The 20920-nt window shown below is 36.4% G+C and carries 12 protein-coding genes; all 12 read left to right on the top strand.

Annotated features, from left to right (window positions below):
- The first annotated feature begins 232 nt into the window (after positions 1 to 232).
- On the top strand, positions 233 to 2386 hold the full coding sequence (locus ACWA1F_RS10850; protein WP_456893776.1) for an alpha-glucuronidase family glycosyl hydrolase: 2154 nt from the start codon (positions 233 to 235) through the stop codon (positions 2384 to 2386).
- A gap of 153 nt (positions 2387 to 2539) precedes the next feature.
- Positions 2540 to 3277, top strand: coding sequence for an SDR family NAD(P)-dependent oxidoreductase (locus ACWA1F_RS10845; RefSeq protein WP_456893767.1), 738 nt, complete (start codon positions 2540 to 2542; stop codon positions 3275 to 3277).
- 181 nt (positions 3278 to 3458) lie between these two features.
- The gene (gene uxuA / locus ACWA1F_RS10840; RefSeq protein ID WP_456893775.1) at positions 3459 to 4622 is read left to right on the top strand and encodes a mannonate dehydratase; all 1164 of its coding nucleotides are present in this window, start codon (positions 3459 to 3461) and stop codon (positions 4620 to 4622) included.
- Between the two features lie 248 nt (positions 4623 to 4870).
- Complete coding sequence (locus tag ACWA1F_RS10835; RefSeq protein ID WP_456893766.1) at positions 4871 to 7480, top strand: glycosyl hydrolase 115 family protein; 2610 nt, start codon at positions 4871 to 4873, stop codon at positions 7478 to 7480.
- Between the two features lie 175 nt (positions 7481 to 7655).
- The gene (locus ACWA1F_RS10830) at positions 7656 to 8765 is read left to right on the top strand and encodes an endo-1,4-beta-xylanase (RefSeq protein ID WP_456893765.1); all 1110 of its coding nucleotides are present in this window, start codon (positions 7656 to 7658) and stop codon (positions 8763 to 8765) included.
- 322 nt (positions 8766 to 9087) lie between these two features.
- Positions 9088 to 10521 carry an MFS transporter gene (locus ACWA1F_RS10825; RefSeq protein ID WP_456893774.1) on the top strand — a complete coding sequence of 478 codons (1434 nt, stop codon included), beginning with the start codon at positions 9088 to 9090 and terminating at the stop codon, positions 10519 to 10521.
- 21 nt (positions 10522 to 10542) lie between these two features.
- Positions 10543 to 11577, top strand: coding sequence for a glycoside hydrolase family 43 protein (locus ACWA1F_RS10820; protein WP_456893764.1), 1035 nt, complete (start codon positions 10543 to 10545; stop codon positions 11575 to 11577).
- Positions 11578 to 12041: 464 nt separating this feature from the next.
- Positions 12042 to 13049 carry a GntR family transcriptional regulator gene (locus tag ACWA1F_RS10815; RefSeq protein ID WP_456893763.1) on the top strand — a complete coding sequence of 336 codons (1008 nt, stop codon included), beginning with the start codon at positions 12042 to 12044 and terminating at the stop codon, positions 13047 to 13049.
- 4 nt (positions 13050 to 13053) lie between these two features.
- The gene (locus tag ACWA1F_RS10810; RefSeq protein ID WP_456893762.1) at positions 13054 to 14535 is read left to right on the top strand and encodes a xylulokinase; all 1482 of its coding nucleotides are present in this window, start codon (positions 13054 to 13056) and stop codon (positions 14533 to 14535) included.
- A gap of 11 nt (positions 14536 to 14546) precedes the next feature.
- Positions 14547 to 15872 (top strand): xylose isomerase, encoded by a 1326-nt coding sequence (gene xylA / locus ACWA1F_RS10805; RefSeq protein WP_456893761.1) that lies wholly within the window; start codon positions 14547 to 14549, stop codon positions 15870 to 15872.
- Positions 15873 to 16514: 642 nt separating this feature from the next.
- On the top strand, positions 16515 to 17171 hold the full coding sequence (gene fsa, locus ACWA1F_RS10800) for a fructose-6-phosphate aldolase (protein ID WP_456893760.1): 657 nt from the start codon (positions 16515 to 16517) through the stop codon (positions 17169 to 17171).
- Between the two features lie 577 nt (positions 17172 to 17748).
- Entirely contained in the window at positions 17749 to 20916 is a 3168-nt protein-coding gene (locus ACWA1F_RS10795) for a SusC/RagA family TonB-linked outer membrane protein (RefSeq protein ID WP_456893759.1), read from the top strand.
- Positions 20917 to 20920 lie beyond the last annotated feature (4 nt).

Here is a 20920-nt window from a genome sequence, read left to right as displayed (position 1 = left end):
TAGGCAGGATAGTTTTTATAATTATCCTGCCTTTATTTGTTAAATGGAATTATTTTTTGAAAAAAACAGAGCTAAAATTTTTTTCTTCAATAACAATCCTATATTTTTACGCAACCGATTGCAATTATTGTTTTATTTCGAATAATTTATTTTTTAAATTAAAAATTTATCAAATATTTTTAAATGGAAATAAAACGCTATAGATGTAAAAATGAGAATTAATAAAACCAACATGGCTTCATTACGATTTGTTTTCCTTTTTCTTTTGATTTCCTTTTCAGCTTCGGCACAAAAGGATTATAAACTGTGGTTGCAGTATAATTCTGTTACGAATGCTTCAATGGCAAAAGAATACAAAGACAATCTACAAGGATTGGTAGTTTTAGGAAATTCAGAAACCATAAAAATTGCCGAGAAAGAACTTAAAACAGCATTTTTGGAAATGCTCGGAAATACACCTGAAATTAAACGTGATTTAAAAGAAGAAAATAATCTAATTGTAGGTTCTCAATCTAATTTAAATTCCGAAATCAAAAAACAGTTGGAATCTGATTTTGATAAAGTAAACCATGAAGGTTTTATCATAAAATCGATTTCTCTTCAAAATAAAAAACAAATCATTATTACAGGAAAAAATGACATTGCGGTTTTATACGGCGTTTTCAATTTTATCAGAATTCTACAAACCAATAAATCAATTAAAAATTTAAACGTAACCGATTCTCCAAAAACAAACATTAGAATCCTGAATCATTGGGATAATCTGGACAGAACAGTAGAAAGAGGTTACGCAGGATTTTCGCTTTGGAACTGGCAGAAACTTCCCGATTTTATAGACCAGCGTTATATTGATTACGCTAGAGCGAATGCCTCAATCGGAATTAACGGAACGGTTTTGACGAATGTAAATGCCAATGCACTGATTCTAACCCCGCAATATTTAGAAAAAGTCGAAGCTTTAGCAAATGTTTTCAGACCTTACGGAATCAAAGTGTATTTAACTGCAAGATTTTCTGCGCCAATCGAAATTGGAAACTTAAAAACTGCCGATCCAAAAGATCCAGAAGTGATGAATTGGTGGAAAAATAAAGCAGCAGAAATCTACAAACGTATTCCAGATTTTGGTGGATTTTTGGTGAAAGCCAATTCTGAAGGTCAGCCAGGACCGCAAAATTATGGTCGTGATCATGTCGACGGAGCCAATATGCTGGCCGATGCAGTTGCGCCTTTTAATGGAATTGTAATGTGGAGGGCTTTTGTATATTCGGAGCACGATGCCAACGACCGCGCTAAACAAGCTTATGCCGAATTTCAGCCGTATGACGGAAAATTTAAAGACAATGTAATCGTTCAGGTTAAAAATGGAGCAATCGATTTTCAGCCCCGCGAACCTTTTCATCCGCTATTTGGAGCGATGCCGAAAACACCTCTAATGATGGAATTTCAAATTACTCAAGAATATTTAGGATTCAGCACGCATTTAGTTTTTCTGCCTAAATTATTTCAGGAAGTTTTAGAAGCCGATACCTATCAAAAAGGAAAAGGCTCAACTGTTGCCAAAGTCGTTGACGGTTCTTTATTTCAAAATAAAATTACCGGAATTGCAGGCGTTGCCAATATTGGAAACGACCTCAACTGGACAGGACATCCTTTTGCGCAGGCCAATTGGTATGGCTTCGGAAGACTGGCTTGGAATCCGTATTTGGATTCTGAAATTATTGCAGATGAATGGTTGAGAAGTACTTTTTCAAACGATGAAAATTTCATTAAACCCGTAAAAACTATGATGATGGAATCGCGTGAAGCTGTTGTCAATTATATGACACCGCTTGGTTTGCATCATATTATGGACACGGGACATCATTACGGTCCTGGGCCGTGGGTTTCCGATTTGTCAAGACCAGAATGGAATCCGACGTATTATCATAAAGCAGATAAAAACGGAATTGGTTTCGACCGTTCTAAATCGGGAACAAATGCGATTTCGCAATATGCACCAGAAGTTGCTAAACTCTTTTCTACTTTAGAAACTTGTCCAGAAAAAGACCTTTTATGGTTTCATCACGTTCCGTGGAATTACAAACTAAAAAACGGTCAAACACTTTGGAATGGTTTGGCATTAAAATATCAAGAAGGCGTTAATCAAGTTGAAAACATGCAGAATGTCTGGAAAAAAACCGAAAAATATATAGACGCCGAACGTTTTCACGAAGTCGAAATGTTATTGCAAATTCAGTACAAAGAAGCAAAATGGTGGCGCGATGCCTGCCTGCTGTATTTTCAGCAGTTTTCGGGAAAAGAACTTCCGACGGGAGTCGAAAAACCAACGCAGACTTTAGAGTATTTTAAATCATTAAAATTTCCCTTTGCACCGGGAAATGGATAAATTATTAAAAATTGAACGCAGATGACGCGGATTCGCTTTCGCGAAGACACAGAAAAAGACGGATTTTTTTAATTAATAAAAATAAAAAAATCCGTGTAAATCAGCGCTTTCGCGATAGCGAATCAGTGTCATCCGCGTACCAAAAAACAAATTATGAGCAAAAAAACGGCAATTGTAACCGGAGGAAATTCGGGATTGGGCTTTGCAACCGCAAAAAAACTGTGTGACAACGGAATCACAACCTACATCATCGGAAGATCAAAAGAAAAAACAGAAGATGCCTGTAAAGAAATTGGAGAAAATGCTATTCCAGTAATTTTCGATTTAAATAATCTGAGCGGAATTCCTGCTATGATCGAAAGCATAACGCAAAATGGCTCAATCGATATTTTGGTAAACAATGCAGGAATCAATATGAAAAAAGAGATTCCAGACGTGACCGATGAAGATTTTCTTTCGATTATTCACATCAATTTATTGAGCGTTTTTGCCGTAAGCCGTGAAGTAATCAAAAACATGAAAGCCAACGGAAGCGGCAGTATCATCAACATCAGTTCGATGGCATCTCAATACGGAATTCCGAAAGTGATTGCCTATTCGGCAAGTAAAGGCGCAATCGAATCTATGACGCGAGCCATGGCAACAGAACTGGCTCCAGCGGGAATTCGAGTAAACTGTATCGCTCCAGGATTTATAAAAACCAAAATGTCAGCGGCAGCTTTGGACAATGATCCGGAAAGAAAAAATAAAGTGTTGGGGAGAACGCCAATGGGCTTTTTAGGAGAGCCATCGGATATTGCAGATGCAGTTTATTATTTCGCTTTAAGCGAATCAAAATATACAACGGGTACAGTTCTGCCAGTTGATGGCGGAAACAGTATTGGGTTCTAGGTTATAGCAACGAAGGAGCAAAGGCACAAAGTTTTGTTTCCCCTTTCGATTGCTATTTGGATTGCGGATTAAGTTGACTTAATCTTTATAATCTGTGGCTTTAAAATAGAAACTTAGTGTCTTAGTGCCTTCGTGGCAGAAAAAAAGCCTTCGTGGCAGAAAAAAAAGAATTATGGTAAAAATGCAGCAAACCATGCGTTGGTTCGGTCCAAATGACAACGTAAAGCTTATCGACATAAAACAAGCCGGAGCAACTGGAATTGTAACCGCTTTGCATCAGATTCCAGTGGGTGAAATCTGGTCAGTTGCAGCTATTCAGGAAAGACAGCAGATGATTCGAAATGCAGGTTTGGAGTGGACTGTGGTGGAGAGTCTTCCTGTTCACGAAGAAATCAAACGGGCTTCTAGAAACTATTTGCAATACATCGAAAATTATAAAATTAGCTTACAGAATTTGGCCGATTGCGGGATTAAAATTATAACCTACAATTTTATGCCGATTCTGGATTGGGTTCGCACCAATCATAATTTTATAAATGAAGACGGAAGCAAAGCTTTACTATACAATCAGGATGCGTTTACGTATTTTGATGTTTTTCTTTTAAAAAGACCGAATTCAGAAAACGATTATTCAGATACTGAAAAAGAAAAAGCCTTGCAATTTGGAAATCAATTGTCTGAAGATGAAAAAGCATTGTTGTTTAAAAATGTTTTACTCGGATTACCAGGAAGTAAAATCAATTTTACAGCAGAACAAATTTTATCGCTTTTAGAAAATTATGCTACAATCGACAATCAAAAACTAAGAGAAAATTTGATTTATTTCTTATCTGAAATAACACCAATTGCAGAAAAAAATGAACAGAAATTAGCGATTCATCCCGACGATCCGCCGTTTTCGGTTTTGGGATTGCCGAGAATTGTTTCAACAGAAGAAGATTTAAAATCGATTTTCAGTGCCGTTCCTTCAACTGCCAACGGCTTGTGTTATTGTACAGGTTCACTTAGCGCTGACCCAAAAAATAATCTGGAAAAAATAATCGACGATTACGAAGAGAGAATTCATTTTTTACATCTAAGAAATACCATCCGCGAAAGCGAAACTATTTTTAGAGAATCAGAGCATTTGTACGGAGATGTGAAAATGGAAAAGATTGTAGAAAAGATTTTGCTTGTAATGAATAAAACAAAAGTCAGTTTGCCAATGCGCCCCGATCACGGTTTTTTGCACGAAGTTGATGAAAAAACAGAAACCTATCCTGGTTATTCGTTAACAGGAAGATTAAAAGGTTTGGCTGAATTGCGAGGTCTGGAAATGGGGATTGGGTATAAATTGGGTTTGTAATATTCTTTGGAATTAGACCTGACAGGTTTTAAAAACCTGTCAGGTCTCAGATGAGAAGAGTAAAACGTTCTGTTTGTCATTCCGAGGAACGAGGAATCTTCACAAGAAACTCCTCATAGAATGTCGCCAATCTTTGTAGAGCTACTCGCGAAGATTCCTCGTTCCTCGGAATGACAAAACTTGTGAAAAAACTATGTGCATTTGAATAAGTGAAACGCCTTTATAAGCAAAGAAAAATCTATGATTCTATGTGTTTAAAAATTAAAACATACTACATTATTCTGTCGCTTTTCCTAATTGGATTAAGCACAAAATCGTATGCCATAAATCCAGAAAAATACGTAGTCAATCAGGCTTCTGCAGAAAATTTTCCTTTGGTTTCAAAAGGAAAAGCAGCTTCGATTTTAGTAAGCGATAAAGATTTTTCGGGAGTTTTAAAAGTGACGGGACATTTAGAAAATGACATTTTTAAAGTTTCCGATTTGCATCCGAAAAGAATAAAAAAAATATCTGAAGCAGAAGATTTTGTGGTCATTATCGGAACATTAGGAAAAAGCGAAATCATCGATCAATTAGCCAAAAAAGGAAAAATTGATGGAAGTCAGCTTCAGGGGAAATGGGAAAAATTTACGACTCAAATTGTCGAAAACCCGTTTAAAGGAATCAAAAAAGCATTAGTAATTGCAGGTTCTGACAAAAGAGGAACGATTTACGGAATTTATGATTTATCCAATCAAATAGGAATTTCGCCTTGGTATTTCTGGGGAGATGTTCCGGTGAAAAAACAATCGGAATTGCATGTTTTACCTGGAATTCATTCGCAGGGAGAACCGAAAGTAAAATACCGCGGCATTTTTATAAATGATGAGGCTCCAGCTTTGTCTGGCTGGGCTTTTGAGAAATACGGAGGATTCAATTCGAAATTCTATGATACGGTTTTTGAATTGATTCTCAGAATGAAAGGCAATTATTTATGGCCAGCCATGTGGGGCAGAATGTTTTATGTCGAAGATCCGCAGAATGCTGTTTTGGCTGATGAATACGGAATCGTAATGGGAACTTCGCATCACGAACCTTTGACAAGAGCACACGCCGAATGGGGAAAATCAAACGGAAAATGGGATTTTAATACCAATTCTGAAGCTTTGATTCAATTTTGGAAAGACGGAATTAAAAGAATGGGTAACAAAGAAACCATCGTAACGATTGGAATGCGAGGAGACGGCGACGAACCCATGACGGAAGGAACAGCGATTGATCTTTTAGAAAATATCGTTAAAACCCAACGAAGTATCATTCAGGAAGTTACTAAAAAACCAATTGAAGAAACGCCTCAAGTGTGGGCGCTTTACAAAGAAGTACAGGATTATTACGATAAGGGAATGACGGTACCAGAAGATGTTACGTTTTTATTGTGCGACGACAATTGGGGCAATATTCGCAAACTGCCTGAACTGAACGCCAAGCGAAGAAAAGGAGGTTACGGCATTTATTATCATTACGATTATGTCGGAGGTCCGCGAAATTACAAATGGATCAACACAAACCAAATCGAAAGAGTTTGGGAACAAATGGATTTGGCGTATCAATATGGCGTAGATAAAATCTGGATTGTCAATGTGGGCGACATCAAACCAATGGAATTTCCGATTGAGTTTTTCCTCGATATGGCTTGGAATCCAGAAAAGTTTAATGCAGAAAATTTACAGGATTATTATGTGAATTGGGCAAAGGAGAATTTTGGAAACCAGTTTTCGGAAGAAATCGCTGAAATTTTAAAATTGTATACGAAATACAACGCACGCCGAAAACCTGAATTATTAGATGCTAAAACGTATAGCGTTATGAACTATAATGAAGCAGACCAAGTTGTAACCGATTATCAAAAGCTGATTGAAAAAGCGAATTCGATAAATGATAAATTACAGCCAGAATATAAAGATGCTTTTTATCAGCTGGTTTTGTTTCCGGTTTTGGCGAGTGCAAATTTAAATGAAATGTATGTTGCAACTGCGAAGAATTATATATATGCAGAACAGGGAAGTGCTGTTGCAAATGATTATGCTCAAAAAGTAAAAAAGTTATTTGAAAAGGACAGTCTGCTCACCAATTATTACCATACCAAATTAGCAAACGGAAAATGGAATCACATGATGTCTCAGACGCATATTGGTTATGACAATTGGCAGCAACCCGATAAAAATGTGATTCCGAAAACCAAAAGAATCGAGCCTTCAATTCAAGTTGTGAAGGAAAGAGATATCACGAATCCTCCAAAGAATGAAAAAGCAATTAATAAAAACGCAGATTTAAGCGGTGTGAAAGGTTTTGTAGAAAGCAACGGATATATTTCAATAGAAAGTAAAAACTTCTCAAAAGCAATTAATTCAGATTCCGTAAAATGGACTGTAATTCCGAATTTGGGAAAAACAGATTCTGGAGTAACAATTAAGCCTTCGAATATTCAATCAATTGAAATTTCTGAACAATCGCCAAGATTAGAATACGACGTTCATTTTTTTAGCAAAGGAAAAGTAAAAGTTCATGCCTATTTTTCGCCGACAATCAATTTTAAATTGGGCGACGGTTTAAAATACGGAATTGGTTTTAATCAGGAAAAACCACAAATTATGAATTTAAATGCAGATTCATCAGAAAAGAATTGGGCAGAATCGGTTGCGAACAATATTAAAATTATAACCTCAACGCATCAAATCAAAGACTCAGGAAATCATGTTTTGAAGATTTATGCGGTTGATCCAGCTTTGGTGTTGCAGAAAATTGTAATTGAAACCGAAGAGGGAAAATTATTAGAGTCTTATTTGGGGCCGCCGGAGAGTTTTAAAAAAGAATATTAAGCAGTAACATCACACGTCCTGTTTGTCATTCCGAGGAACGAGGAATCTCCACAAGAAACTCCTCACAGAATGTCGCCAATCTTTGTAGAGCTACTCGCGGAGATTCCTCGTTCCTCGGAATGACAAAATGACGATTAGTCTATAAAAAATACACTAACTAAAAAACCACAATAATATGAAATTAGTAAAACCTTATTTATTAGCCGTCACAGCGATGCTAACGTTAAGCTGCTCATCGCAGAAAGAAACCCTTTCGCTAAAAGACGCTTATAAAAACGATTTTTTAATTGGAACCGCATTAGATGTCAATCAGATTCAGGAAAAAAATAGCAAAGAAGATTCGCTTATTAAAAAAGAATTCAATGCGATTACAGCCGAAAATATCATGAAATCGATGTACACACATCCGCAAAAGGGCAAATATGATTTTGCTCTATCGGATAAATTTGTGGCGTACGGAAAAAAGAATAAAATGTTTATTCACGGGCATACGTTGATATGGCACAGTCAATTAGCACCTTGGATGGAAAAGATTGCAGACAGTACAGAAATGAAAGCTTTTATGCAGGATCATATCAATACCATTGTTTCTAGATATAGAGGCAAAATCGATTCTTGGGATGTGGTAAACGAAGCTTTAAATGAAGATGGAACACTTAGAAAATCGGTTTTTCTAAATACATTGGGCGAAAAATATCTGGTTGACGCATTCAAATTAGCTGCAAAAGCAGATCCTAAAGCCGAATTGTATTACAATGATTATAATATCGAAGAACCAGCGAAAAGAGCGGGAGCGATTGCTTTGATCAAAAAAATAAAAGCCGAAGGCGGAAAAGTCGATGGAGTAGGAATTCAGGGGCATTGGAGATTAGAAAGTCCGTCCTTGGAAGAAATCGAAAAAAGTATTTTAGAATATTCCGCTTTAGGCATTAAAGTAGCATTTACAGAATTGGATATTACCGTTTTGCCCAATCCGTGGGATTTAAAAGGTGCCGATGTAAATCAGAAATTTGAGGGAAATCCGAAAATGAATCCGTATCCTGAGAAATTGCCAGATTCAGTGCAAAACAAACTTACAGAACGTTACGCTTCGATTTTTAAATTATTTTTAAAACACAAAGACAAAATTAGCCGAGTGACTTTCTGGGGCGTTCATGACAAACAATCTTGGTTAAACGACTGGCCGATTAAAGGCAGAACAAATTACCCTTTGCCATTTGATGCCGATTTGAAACATAAAAAAGCGTACGACAGTATTTTAAATCTTAAAGAATCTAAAGAATAACAAAGAAAAAGGCTTTGCTTTGATGAATTAATCAGCAATCGGTTGTGGAATAAAAAATAACTTAAATAAAGCAAACTAAATTTGCATAATATGTTTTTTTGTCTAATTTTACACAACCGATTGTTTAAAATGTAATTCGCATCATTTTATCATTTCGACGTAAGGAGAAATCTTCGCAAGAAACTCGATAAAAGATTTGGATTCTCTTTGTGGAGCTACTCGCTGAGATTTCTCGTTCCTCGAAATGACAAACTAAACTATTAGAAAAATAAAAACCACTTTTGCTTACATAACTAACCGACAAATGACCACAAACCCACCAATGACTAACATTTCACAAAAACTATCCATCAAAGAAAAAATTGGATACAGCTTGGGCGACTTAGCTGCCAATCTCGTTTTTCAAACTTTGATGACGTATCTGGCTTATTTTTATACCGATATCTACGGATTATCGCCAACAGATTCTTCTATTATCATGCTGGTTGTGGGTTTAATTGCCGCCTTCGTTTTCAATCCGATTATTGGGGTTTTGGCAGACAGAACGAGTACCAAATGGGGAAAATTCAGACCGTGGATTTTATTGACTGCAATTCCGTTGGGAGTTGTCGCTTTAATGGCATTTTCAACTCCAAATTTTTCGTATCAAGGAAAAGTAATTTATGCCATTGTAACCTACACTTTATTATTGCTTTTTTATGCTGCAAATAATCTGCCTTATTCCGCTTTAAGTGGTGTAATTACAGGAGATATGGGCGAAAGAAATAGTATGTCGTCGTATCGTTTTGTTGCCGTTATGTTCGCTCAGTTTTTTGTTCAGGTTTTTATGCTTGGCATTATCAAAAGTGCTGGAAATGGCGATAAAGCTGTTGGAATCGAGAAAGTAATGACTGCTCTGGCTATCATCGGAACGATTATGCTTCTGATTACTTTTTTAACTACGAAAGAAAGAATCATTCCTAAACCAGAACAAAAGTCTAGTGTGAAAGAAGATTTAAGCGATTTAATCAAAAACAGGCCTTGGGTGATTATGCTTTCGCTGACAACTTTGGTTTTTGTGACTTTAGCAATGAAAGGCGGTTCTTATGTGTATTATTTTGAGAATTACGTAAACAAAGAACAATTAGCCATTTTTATTCAGCCTATTTTAGATTTTCTAACAAATATCGGACTGAATCATTTTGGGAGCGATCCTGTTTCTGCGGGATTCGGACTTTTTAATGCAGGCGGAATCATCTTTATGATTGTCGGAATTACATTGTCTAAAAACCTAGCAGACAAATACGGAAAACGAAATGTATTCGGACTATTTCTGTTCATTTCGACGCTATTTATTATTGCTTTTTACTTTTTCCCGTCAACCTCTATCGGATTGATATTTTTCTCTCAAATCTTACATGGCTTTTTCTACGGAATCACAATCCCGATTCTATGGGCGATGATTGCCGATGTGGCAGATTATTCAGAATGGCTGAACAACCGTCGTGCAACTGCGATTATCTTTTCTGCGATGATGGTGGGGTTAAAAGCAGGCTTGAGTATTGGAGGAGCGGTAACCACTATGGTTTTAGGAGCATTCCATTATGTGGCCAATGCAGAAGTTCAGACTGAATCTGCTGTAGACGGAATCAAATTATTAGTGAGTATTTTCCCTGCAATTCCTTTTTTAATTGGAGCCGGATTGCTGTTTTTCTATAAAATCAATAAAGAAATGGAAGTGCAGATCGAAACAGACCTTAAACAAAGAAGAACTTAATTACTTAAACAAAATATTACTATGCCTGAAGACAGCATTGAACACATTAATTTTGAGGAAATTAATGACTTGGCGATTTCAAAGCCTTTAGTATCCCATATTTATACAGCCGATCCTTCGGCGCATGTATTTAATGGTAAAATCTATATTTATCCTTCGCACGACATTGATGCGGGAATTCCGTTTAACGACAATGGAGATCATTTCGGAATGGAAGATTATCACGTTTTTTCGATGGAAGACATTTCGTCAGAAGCCGTTGACAATGGCGTTGCTTTACACGTAAATGATGTTGCCTGGGCAGAGAAGCAGATGTGGGCACCAGATGCGGCCTGCAAAGCAGGAAAATATTATTTGTATTTCCCAGCTAAACGTGCTAGCGGTATTTTTCAGCTTGGAGTTGCCATAAGCGATTCGCCAGTTGGACCTTTTGTTCCTGAAAAAGAAGCCATAAAAGGAAGTTACAGTATTGATCCTGCAGTTTTTGAAGATGAAGACGGCAGACATTATATTTATTTTGGAGGAATCTGGGGCGGTCAGCTTCAGAAATATCGAAATAATATTTATGACGAAAATAACGAAGAGCCAACAGCCAATGAAAAAGCCTTGGGGCCAATTGTAGCAAGACTTCGTGAAGATATGCTGGAGTTTGACGAAGATCCGAAAGAAATTAAAATTTTGGATGAAAAAGGAAATGAGATTCTCGCAGGAGATAACGACCGTCGTTTTTTTGAAGCTTCATGGGTTCATAAATACAACGAAAAATATTATTTCTCTTATTCTACAGGCGATACGCATTTTATCTGTTATGCGATTGGCGACAATCCGTATGGGCCATTTACGTATCAGGGAAGGATTCTGAATCCGGTTGTGGGATGGACTTCGCATCATTCGATTTGTGAAGTCGATGGCGAATGGTATCTGTTTTACCACGATTCGAGTTTGTCAAAAGGTGTTACACACTTGCGAAGCATGAAAGTGACCAAAATCGATTATCTGGAAGATGGTTCGATTATCACAATTGATCCGTACGGGATTAGGAGGCTGATTGATTAGGAGCTAATCCCGCTATCCGTTGCAATCTTTTTTATTTTTAAAGGAAAAATAAAAAAGGATTTCCACTTCTATCGGGGCTAGGTATAGGTTTTCATAAGAATTTTTCGTTCAGTCTGTCATCGTGACAAAGGAAGGATCTCCGCAAGTAGCTCGACAAGCTAAATCGCCAATCTTTGCCCCATTCTGAGTGTGATTGCTTCGTTCCTCGCAATGACGATTGTTGTGATGAAACCGTTCGCGTGAGGGATAGCAGTGGAAAGCCCACAGCCTGACGAAGGAAGAGCGAGGACTTGAAACGAATAGCCCGACCCGCTTTTTTCAAGCGGGACACGCCCAAATTCTTTAAATTAAAAACAACAACTAAGGACTTAAAGAAAATAAAAAAATAACAATTTTAATTTGAAAAAGAGTTTTTTGTAAAATATTTTTATCTACTTTAGCATAACAGAACGGAACAGAACGGTATGCCAAAAGAAGACGAAAAATTTGAGTTTATAATTAATCACGAAAGTGATATTCCGAAGTACCAGCAGTTGGTTGACGGAATTACAAATGCGATTGCGGAGAATATTTTGCAAAAGGGCGATTTACTGCCTTCTGTAAATGTGATTTGCAAAACGTACCAGCTTTCGAGAGATACGGTTTTTAAGGCGTATTCGATTTTGAAGGATCAGAATGTGATCGATTCGGTACCGAATAAAGGCTATTATGTGGCGGGAGAAACCAGAAAAGTGCTTTTGGTTTTGGATACGTTTAAGGCTTATAAAGAGGTTTTGTATCATTCGGTTGTGAATAATCTGGCTGATAATGTGATTATTGATGTGCAGTTTCATCATTATAATATTGATGTTTTTAAAACAATCATTAATAACGGAATCGGGAAGTATTATAAATATGTGGTGATGAATTTTGACCACAAAGAAATTCCTCCTGCATTGTCGGCAATTTCGAATGATAAACTGCTTTTGATTGACTGGAATATTCGGGCGGATAAAACGAATAATTATGTTTTTCAGGATTTTGGAAAGGCATTCTATGAGGCGCTGACAGAAGCTTCTGATTTGTTTAAAAAGTATAAAAAAACAGTTTTTATCTATCCTGATTTTACGAATCACCCTTGGGAAACGGTAGAATATTTTAAGAAGTTTTGTATTGATTTTGGTTTTGAAAATGAAATTATTACCGATTCTAAAAAGTTTCAGATTGAGAAAGGAATTGCTTATATCAGTGTAAGTGACCGAATTTTAGGCGAGTTTTTAGAACAGTGCAAAGAGAAAGATTTTGAACCCGGAAAAGATGTAGGTTTCTTATCGTACAACGAAACGCCGATGAAGAAATTTATTTACAAAGGAATTTCGGTTGTATCGACCGACTTTAAAGAAATGGGAACCAAAGCAGCAGCATTTATCACACACGACGAAGAAACGAAGTGTTACGTGCCAACGAAATTAATTTTAAGAGAATCATTATAAAAGTATGTATTATATAGGATATGACATTGGAAGTTCTTCTGTAAAAGCGGCAATCGTTGAGGCAGAAACGGGCAAAAAAGTAATTGTTTTGAATGAGCCTCAAAACGAAATGGAAATTGTTTCCCTGCACGCAGACTGGGCAGAGCAAGATCCTGAAATGTGGTGGGAGTACATTTGTACGGCGACCAAAAGAGCGATTAAAGAATCGAATATTGATGCGTCTAAAATTCAGGGCGTTGGTATTTCGTACCAAATGCACGGATTGGTGATTGTGGATAAAGATAAAAATGCACTTCGTAATTCGATTATCTGGTGTGACAGCCGTGCGGTTGAAATTGGAAATAAAGCGTATGCGGAAATCGGTCAGGAAAAATGTATGGAACATTTACTGAATTCGCCTGGGAATTTTACGGCTTCTAAACTGAAATGGGTAAAAGAAAACGAACCAGAAGTTTACAATAAAATCTACAAATACATGCTTCCGGGAGATTATATCGCTTTGAAATTGACAGGCGAAGTAACGACTACCAAAAATGGTTTGTCTGAAGGAATGCTATGGGATTATAAAGAAAATAAAGTAGCCGATTGGCTTTTAGAATATTACGGAATTGATACTTCGCTGACTCCAAATATTGTAGAGAATTTTACGAATCAAGGTGTTATTAACGAAAAAGGCGCTCAAGAATCTGGACTTCCAGCAGGAATTCCGATTGTATATCGAGCAGGAGATCAGCCAAATAATGCTTTGGCTTTGAATGTTTTGCATCCGGGTGAAGTAGCGGCTACGGGCGGAACTTCGGGAGTTTTTTATGCGGTAAGCGATGCGACTTCTGGAAAAAGTACGAGAGTCAACAATTTCGTTCACGTAAACTATGAATTAGAAACGCCTAGAGTGGGTAAACTTTTGAATATTAACGGAGCTGGAATTCAGTACAGATGGCTTCGTAATAATATGGGTAATGAATCTTACGAAGCAATGAATGAGAAAGCTTCTGAAATCGAAATCGGTTCAGAAGGTGTTGTCGTGATTCCGTTTGGGAATGGTGCTGAGCGTATGTTCAATAACAAAAATATCGGAACTCATTTTCTGAATTTAAACCTCAACATTCACAATAGCGCACACTTATTCAGAGCTTCTTTAGAAGGAATTGCGTTTTCGTTTGTGTACGGAATGGAATGTCTGAAAGAAGATAATGCGGTAATCAATGTCATTAGAGCAGGAAATGACAATCTTTTCCGTTCTGAGATTTTCTCAAATACCGTTGCGACTTTAATTGGTCACGAAATTGAGATTTACAATACAACGGGAGCAGTTGGAGCAGCGAGAGCAGTTGGTTTAAAAGACGGCGATTATGATAAGTTTAGTTCTGGAATTACGACTAACGATCACGTAATGACATTTTTACCACTGAAAAATAAAGAAGAATACGTGAAAGCATACCAGAAATGGAAACAAGGATTAGAATTAGTATTAACAAATAAATAAAAAAAATAAAAATGATAGTTTTAGGAGATAAAGAATACTACAAAGGTATTGGTCAAATTAAATTTGAGGGAAAAGAATCTGACAATCCGTTAGCGTTTAAATATTACAATCCAGACCAAGTTATAGCTGGAAAAACAATGCGTGAGCACTTTAAATTTGCAATCGCTTACTGGCACACATTCTGCGGACAAGGAAGCGACCCGTTCGGACCAGGAACTCAAAATTTTGCTTGGGATGCATCATCAGATCCGTATCAGGCTGCAAAAGATAAGGCAGATGCTGCTTTTGAATTTATCAGCAAAATGGGATTCGATTATTTCTGTTTCCACGATTACGATTTGATTAACGAAGGACCAACTTTCGCAGAATCAGAAAAACGTTTGGCTTTCATTACAGAATACTTAAAACAGAAAAAAGCAGAATCTGGAATTAAATTACTTTGGGGAACTTCAAACTGTTTCTCAAACCCAAGATTCATGAACGGAGCGGCTACAAATCCAGACTTTAATGTGGTAGCTCGCGCGGGCGGACAAGTAAAATTAGCTCTAGATGCAACTATCGCTTTAGGCGGAGAAAACTACGTATTCTGGGGAGGAAGAGAAGGTTATATGTCTCTTTTGAACACCGACATGGGAAGAGAATTAGACCACATGGCACAATTCTTAGCAATGTCTAGAGACTACGCAAGAGCGCAAGGATTTAAAGGAACTTTCTTTATCGAACCAAAACCAATGGAGCCGTCTAAACACCAATACGATTTTGACTCTGCAACTGCAATTGGTTTCTTGAAACAATACGGTTTAGACAAAGATTTCAAAATCAACATCGAGGTAAACCACGCTACTTTGGCGCAACATACTTTCCAACACGAATTAGAAGTTGCTGCAAAAGCAGGAATGTTAGGAAGTATCGACGCAAACAGAGGAGATTACCAAAACGGCTGGGATACAGACCAATTCCCAAATAACATTCAGGAAACAACTGAAGCAATGTTGGTTTTCTTAAAAGCTGGCGGTTTACAAGGTGGTGGAGTTAATTTCGACGCTAAAATCAGAAGAAATTCTACAGACTTAGAGGATGTTTTCTTAGCACACATTGGCGGAGCTGATACTTTTGCAAGAGCATTATTGACTGCTGATAAAATTATTTCTTCTTCTCCATACGAGAAATTAAGAAAAGAAAGATACAGTTCATTCGATTCTGGAAAAGGAAAAGATTTTGCTGATGGAAAATTAGGATTGAAAGATCTTTATACGATCGCTCACGAAAATGGAGAATTAAATCTTCAAAGCGGTAAACAAGAATTGTTTGAAAACATCATCAACCAATATATTTAATAGGTTTTAGATTTTTAGATACCAATTAAACCTGACAGGTTTTAAAAACCTGTCAGGTTTCTAAACTCATTACAGAGACAATTTAAAAATACATTCGAATTTTAATATGATAGTCGTAAATCGTTAAAATTTATTTTTAAATGAAAATTGACAAATGTGTGTGGAGATTATGGCTTGTTTTGAATTTTAGATTTGATGAAAATAGATTGAAGGTTTAGTTACTATTTTAGATAATCTCAAAGAAAAAAATAAGTCAGTTTGATAAAAATTAATAGTGAGTTTATTTTTATTGAAGGTTTTTTGAAGAGCAGAATCAAATCGAAATGCACATTTTTTCCTCATTAGAATTTAAAACGCACTAAATTGCGTTCTACCTTATTTACACAAAGAAACACACAGTCTTGTCATTTCGACGAAGGAGAAATCTTCGTAAGTAGCTCCGCAACGATAAACCAATCTTTGTAGAGTTTCTAGCGAAGATTTATTTCGTCTGTTTGCTATTGCTCGAGTCTCCTTCGTCGATGACAAAACTATACGGACAAACTTTGCGTAGACGCACTGCAGTGCGCTTCTACAATACGGAATGTTTCAAATAACTTCTAATTTGCATTCAATTACTAACCAAAATAAAAACCAAAAACCATGAAATTTTTTATTGATACTGCCAATTTACAAGACATAACAGAAGCTCAGTCTATGGGCGTTTTAGACGGCGTAACCACCAACCCGTCTTTGATGGCAAAAGAAGGCATTACCGGAAAAGACAATATTTTAAAACATTATCTAGACATCTGCAATATCGTTGATGGTGATGTTTCTGCTGAGGTTATTTCTACATACTTTGAAGGAATGATTAGAGAAGGAGAGGAATTGGCCGCTTTACATCCTCAGATTGTGGTAAAACTGCCTATGATTGGTGATGGCGTAAAAGCGTGTAAATATTTTTCTTCTAAAGGAATTCGCACCAATGTAACTTTAGTGTTTTCTGTGGGTCAGGCATTACTTGCTGCGAAAGCCGGAGCTACTTATGTTTCGCCATTTTTAGGACGTTTAGATGATGTTTCGACAGACGGAATGCATTTAATTGAAGAAATCAGACAGGTCTACGATAATTACAATTATCAGACTCAGATTCTTTCGGCTTCAGTTCGTCATACGATGCATATCGTAAACTGTGCAAAAGTAGGATCTGATGTAATGACAGGGCCGCTTTCTGCTATAAAAGGATTGCTGAAACATCCGCTAACCGATATTGGTTTGAAGCAATTTGTTGAAGATGCCAAAAAGATGAATCTATAGTATATTTTTATTTCCATTTTTATAGTTTTCAAACTCTCTTTCAGTTATTTGGAAGGGAGTTTTTTTATGAAATAAAAGCAACCGATTGTCTCTTTTTGGTATTTGTAAGAAATATATGCTTTCAGTTTTAGTGTGCTGGTTTTCAGTTTCTAATAGGTTGCATATCCCATTTTATAAGGGATGAGGAAAGATTTGATTTCGAACGCTTTTTAGAAGTTCAACTACAACGTTTTAGTGTTTTTTAGTAAAAACCGATATTTTAACATTTTATGGTTTTTTTAAGATTTTCAATTAAACGATTTATTATCTCTAACGTTTTCGTTGTAATGAATGCTCTTTTTAATGATTGTTTAATGTTTTGCAAATATAAATATAGATTATTCTTTTTTTTAATGGTATTTTTTTGAAATTGAGAAAAAAAATTAACGCAACCGATTGTGTGTTGTTGTTTTTTGCATATATTTGTTTTGACTATAAGCTGTTATTTGTTGCAAAATGTTAAAATACAAATGCCAATAAAGTCATTAAAAATAAAAACTAACTAAACCATACTATTAACTCATTAAACCAATTATTTATGACTAACTTTTTAATTACTAAAAGCAGATCTAAATACTTCAAGAATTGGGGACTCTTGATCCTGATGCTGGTATTTTCTGCTGCAGTAAATGCACAAATTACCGTTACAGGTACTGTATCTGATGGTGTTGGACCAATACCAGGTGTCAATATCATTGTAAAAGGAACCAAAACCAGTACTGTATCTAATTTTGACGGTACTTATACACTTCAGGCTATTCCAACCAATAGTATTTTGGTCTTCAGTTTTATCGGATATAAACCGTATGAAGTTGCCGTAAACAATAAAACTAAAATTGATGCTTTACTAGAAGAAAACCTAAACGACTTAAAAGAAGTTGTTGTTATTGGATACGGAACATCAAAAAGAGCAGATTTAACAGGAGCGATTTCTTCTATTTCTAGTTCGGCAGTAACCCAATCTGTTTCTACAACTATAGATCAGGTATTGCAAGGGCGAGCTGCGGGAGTGCAAATACAGCAAAACAGTGGTACGCCGGGAGGAAGCTCTTCGGTACGTATTCGTGGTATCAGTTCGATTACCGGTTCAAACGAGCCAATTTATGTAATTGATGGTGTTATTATAGATGGTAATTCAGGTTCTTTAAATTCAAATCCGCTTTCTGGAATTAACCCTAACGATATTGCTTCTATCGATATTTTGAAAGATGCTTCTGCAACTGCCATTTATGGTTCTAGAGCTGCAAACGGTGTCATTATGGTTACTACTAAAACGGGTAGAAAAGGAGATTTGGTTTTAAATTTTGACAGTTATGTAGGATGGCAACAAATGCCAAAAGAATTGCAGGTGCTTAATTTAAGAGAATACGGAGAGTTGAAAAATACGCGTGCAGATTTGGGTATTGTACAAAGAGACCCTTATTTTATTCGTCCTGATTTATTAGGAGAAGGAACAAATTGGCAAGACGAGTTATTTCAGACAGGTTTAATTCAAAGTTATAATTTATCTGCTTCTGGCGGATCTGACACTACTACGTATGCATTAGGAATGTCTTATTTTGATCAGGAAGGAACTATAATTGGGTCTTCTTTTGATCGTATGACTATCAGAGGTGTAATCGATTCTCAGGTAAAGAAATGGATGAAAGTTGGAGTAAACTTAAATGCATACAAAACCAATCAGGTAACTACTGTTAATGATGATTCTGTGATTTTAACGGCTTTAAAGCAAACTCCAAACGTAGCGGCTCGTAATGCAGACGGAACTTTTGACGGACCAGATACAACAGAATTCGTTCAGACGAATCCGCTAGGAATTGCAATGTTGAAAGATAATCATGGAAAAGACTACGGAATTAGAGGAAATGTGTATGCAGAAATTGGTTTTACAAAAGACTTAAAACTGAAAACACAATATTCTATAGATTATGGTTTTGGTAACCGATATACTTTTAATCCATCTTACACTTTTGGAGCGTTATCTAATGAAGTGAGAGAAGGATCAAGAACAAAATCTACCAGCGAAAACTGGATTTGGACTAACACTTTGACGTATAATAAAGTTTTCGGAAAACATAATATTAATGCATTGGTAGCTCAAGAGTTTCAAGAGCAGAATTGGGAAAATCTTTATGGATACCGTTCTGGTTATTTAACAAACGGAGCAACCGATTTAAATGCAGGAGATCCGACAACTGCTAGAAATTCAAATGCAAGTTCTACAAAATCACTTAGTTCTTATTTTGCAAGAGCAGCTTATTCTTTTGATGATAGATATTTTCTAACGGGAACCATCAGAAGAGACGGATCTTCACAGTTTGCTGAAGGCAACAAATGGGATTGGTTTCCATCTGCTTCTTTAGCTTGGAAAATTTCAAATGAATCATTTTTGAAAGACAATCAGGTAGTTAACAATTTAAAACTACGTGCAGGATGGGGAGTAACAGGAAATTCAAGCGTTCCCAATAATGCTTATACTTCTGTTTATGGTACTTCTGCAACCAATTGGGGAAGCGGGCAAATTGCAACCAATACAGCAAATCCAGATTTGAAATGGGAAAAATCAAATCAAGTGAATGTTGGTTTAGACCTTGGATTTTTGGACAACAGAATTGAAATTACAGCAGATTTTTATCACAAGAAAACAGACGATTTATTATTAAGATTATCACTTCCAGCTTACGTAGGAACAACAGGTCAGGGAGCTACATCACCTCCTTTTGCAAATGTGGGATCTCTTGAAAACAAAGGTTTTGAGTTTACCATAAACACAATCAACATGCAGAGAAAAGATTTTCTTTGGAAATCGAATTTCAATTTCTCTATGAATAGATCTAAAGTGTTGAAATTAAATTCAGAATCTGGAGTTTACGACCAGACATTACAGCAAGGTTCAGATGTTACAGTAGTTACTCGTACAGCTGTAGGTCAGCCATTGGGTCAGTTCTACGGTTATAAAGTAATCGGACGTTTTGAAAAAGCAACAGATTTCTATTATAAAGATGCTAACGGAACGGTAACGCCAACAGCATTGCCAGAAGGAATGGTGATTGGTGAAAATGGAGTTTGGATTGGAGATTATATGTTCGAAGATGCTAATAAAGATGGCGTAATAAACGAAAAAGATGCAGGTTATATTGGTAATCCAAACCCAGATTTTACATTTGGTTTTAACAACAGTTTCTCTTTCTTAGGTTTTGATGTGAGCATTTTATTTACAGGTTCTTACGGAAACGAAGTTTTAAACTACCAAAGAAGATGGTTAGAAAATCCACGTGAAAATACGAACTTATTGAAAACGGCTTTAGGATATGCGCAATTAGAATTAATCGACCCGAACGGACCAAACGATTATCGCAACGTGCAGATTGTAGGCGGAGATCCTTACATGCCTAGAATTGGTGCTTCTTCAGCTTCATCTGCATCAAATTATCGTTTGAGCAACAGATTTGTAGAAGACGGCTCGTATGTAAGACTAAAGAACATTTCAATCTCTTACAATCTTCCGAAAGATTTATACGCTAAGTACGGAATCACAAATGTAAAAGTGACTTCAAACATGCAGAACATTTTAACTTTTACAAAGTATAAAGGTTATGATCCTGAAGTTGGAGCAATAAACCAAAACCAGCTTTTAAATGGTATCGATAACGGACGTTATCCTTCGCCAACAATTACTACACTAGGATTAACTGTTAATTTCTAAAAAA

Source organism: Flavobacterium erigeronis (assembly GCF_054075165.1).
Note: the sequence above shows the minus strand (reverse complement) of the source record. Positions and strands in the feature narration are given on the sequence as shown.

Excerpts from the sequence above, each read along its gene's own strand:
- ACWA1F_RS10850 (WP_456893776.1), top strand. The coding sequence starts at position 233 with ATGGCTTCATTACGATTTGTTTTCCTTTTTCTTTTGATTTCCTTTTCA.
- ACWA1F_RS10845 (WP_456893767.1), top strand. The coding sequence starts at position 2,540 with ATGAGCAAAAAAACGGCAATTGTAACCGGAGGAAATTCGGGATTGGGC.
- uxuA (WP_456893775.1), top strand. The coding sequence starts at position 3,459 with ATGCAGCAAACCATGCGTTGGTTCGGTCCAAATGACAACGTAAAGCTT.
- ACWA1F_RS10835 (WP_456893766.1), top strand. The coding sequence starts at position 4,871 with ATGTGTTTAAAAATTAAAACATACTACATTATTCTGTCGCTTTTCCTA.
- ACWA1F_RS10830 (WP_456893765.1), top strand. The coding sequence starts at position 7,656 with ATGAAATTAGTAAAACCTTATTTATTAGCCGTCACAGCGATGCTAACG.
- ACWA1F_RS10825 (WP_456893774.1), top strand. The coding sequence starts at position 9,088 with ATGACTAACATTTCACAAAAACTATCCATCAAAGAAAAAATTGGATAC.
- ACWA1F_RS10820 (WP_456893764.1), top strand. The coding sequence starts at position 10,543 with ATGCCTGAAGACAGCATTGAACACATTAATTTTGAGGAAATTAATGAC.
- ACWA1F_RS10815 (WP_456893763.1), top strand. The coding sequence starts at position 12,042 with ATGCCAAAAGAAGACGAAAAATTTGAGTTTATAATTAATCACGAAAGT.
- ACWA1F_RS10810 (WP_456893762.1), top strand. The coding sequence starts at position 13,054 with ATGTATTATATAGGATATGACATTGGAAGTTCTTCTGTAAAAGCGGCA.
- xylA (WP_456893761.1), top strand. The coding sequence starts at position 14,547 with ATGATAGTTTTAGGAGATAAAGAATACTACAAAGGTATTGGTCAAATT.
- fsa (WP_456893760.1), top strand. The coding sequence starts at position 16,515 with ATGAAATTTTTTATTGATACTGCCAATTTACAAGACATAACAGAAGCT.
- ACWA1F_RS10795 (WP_456893759.1), top strand. The coding sequence starts at position 17,749 with ATGACTAACTTTTTAATTACTAAAAGCAGATCTAAATACTTCAAGAAT.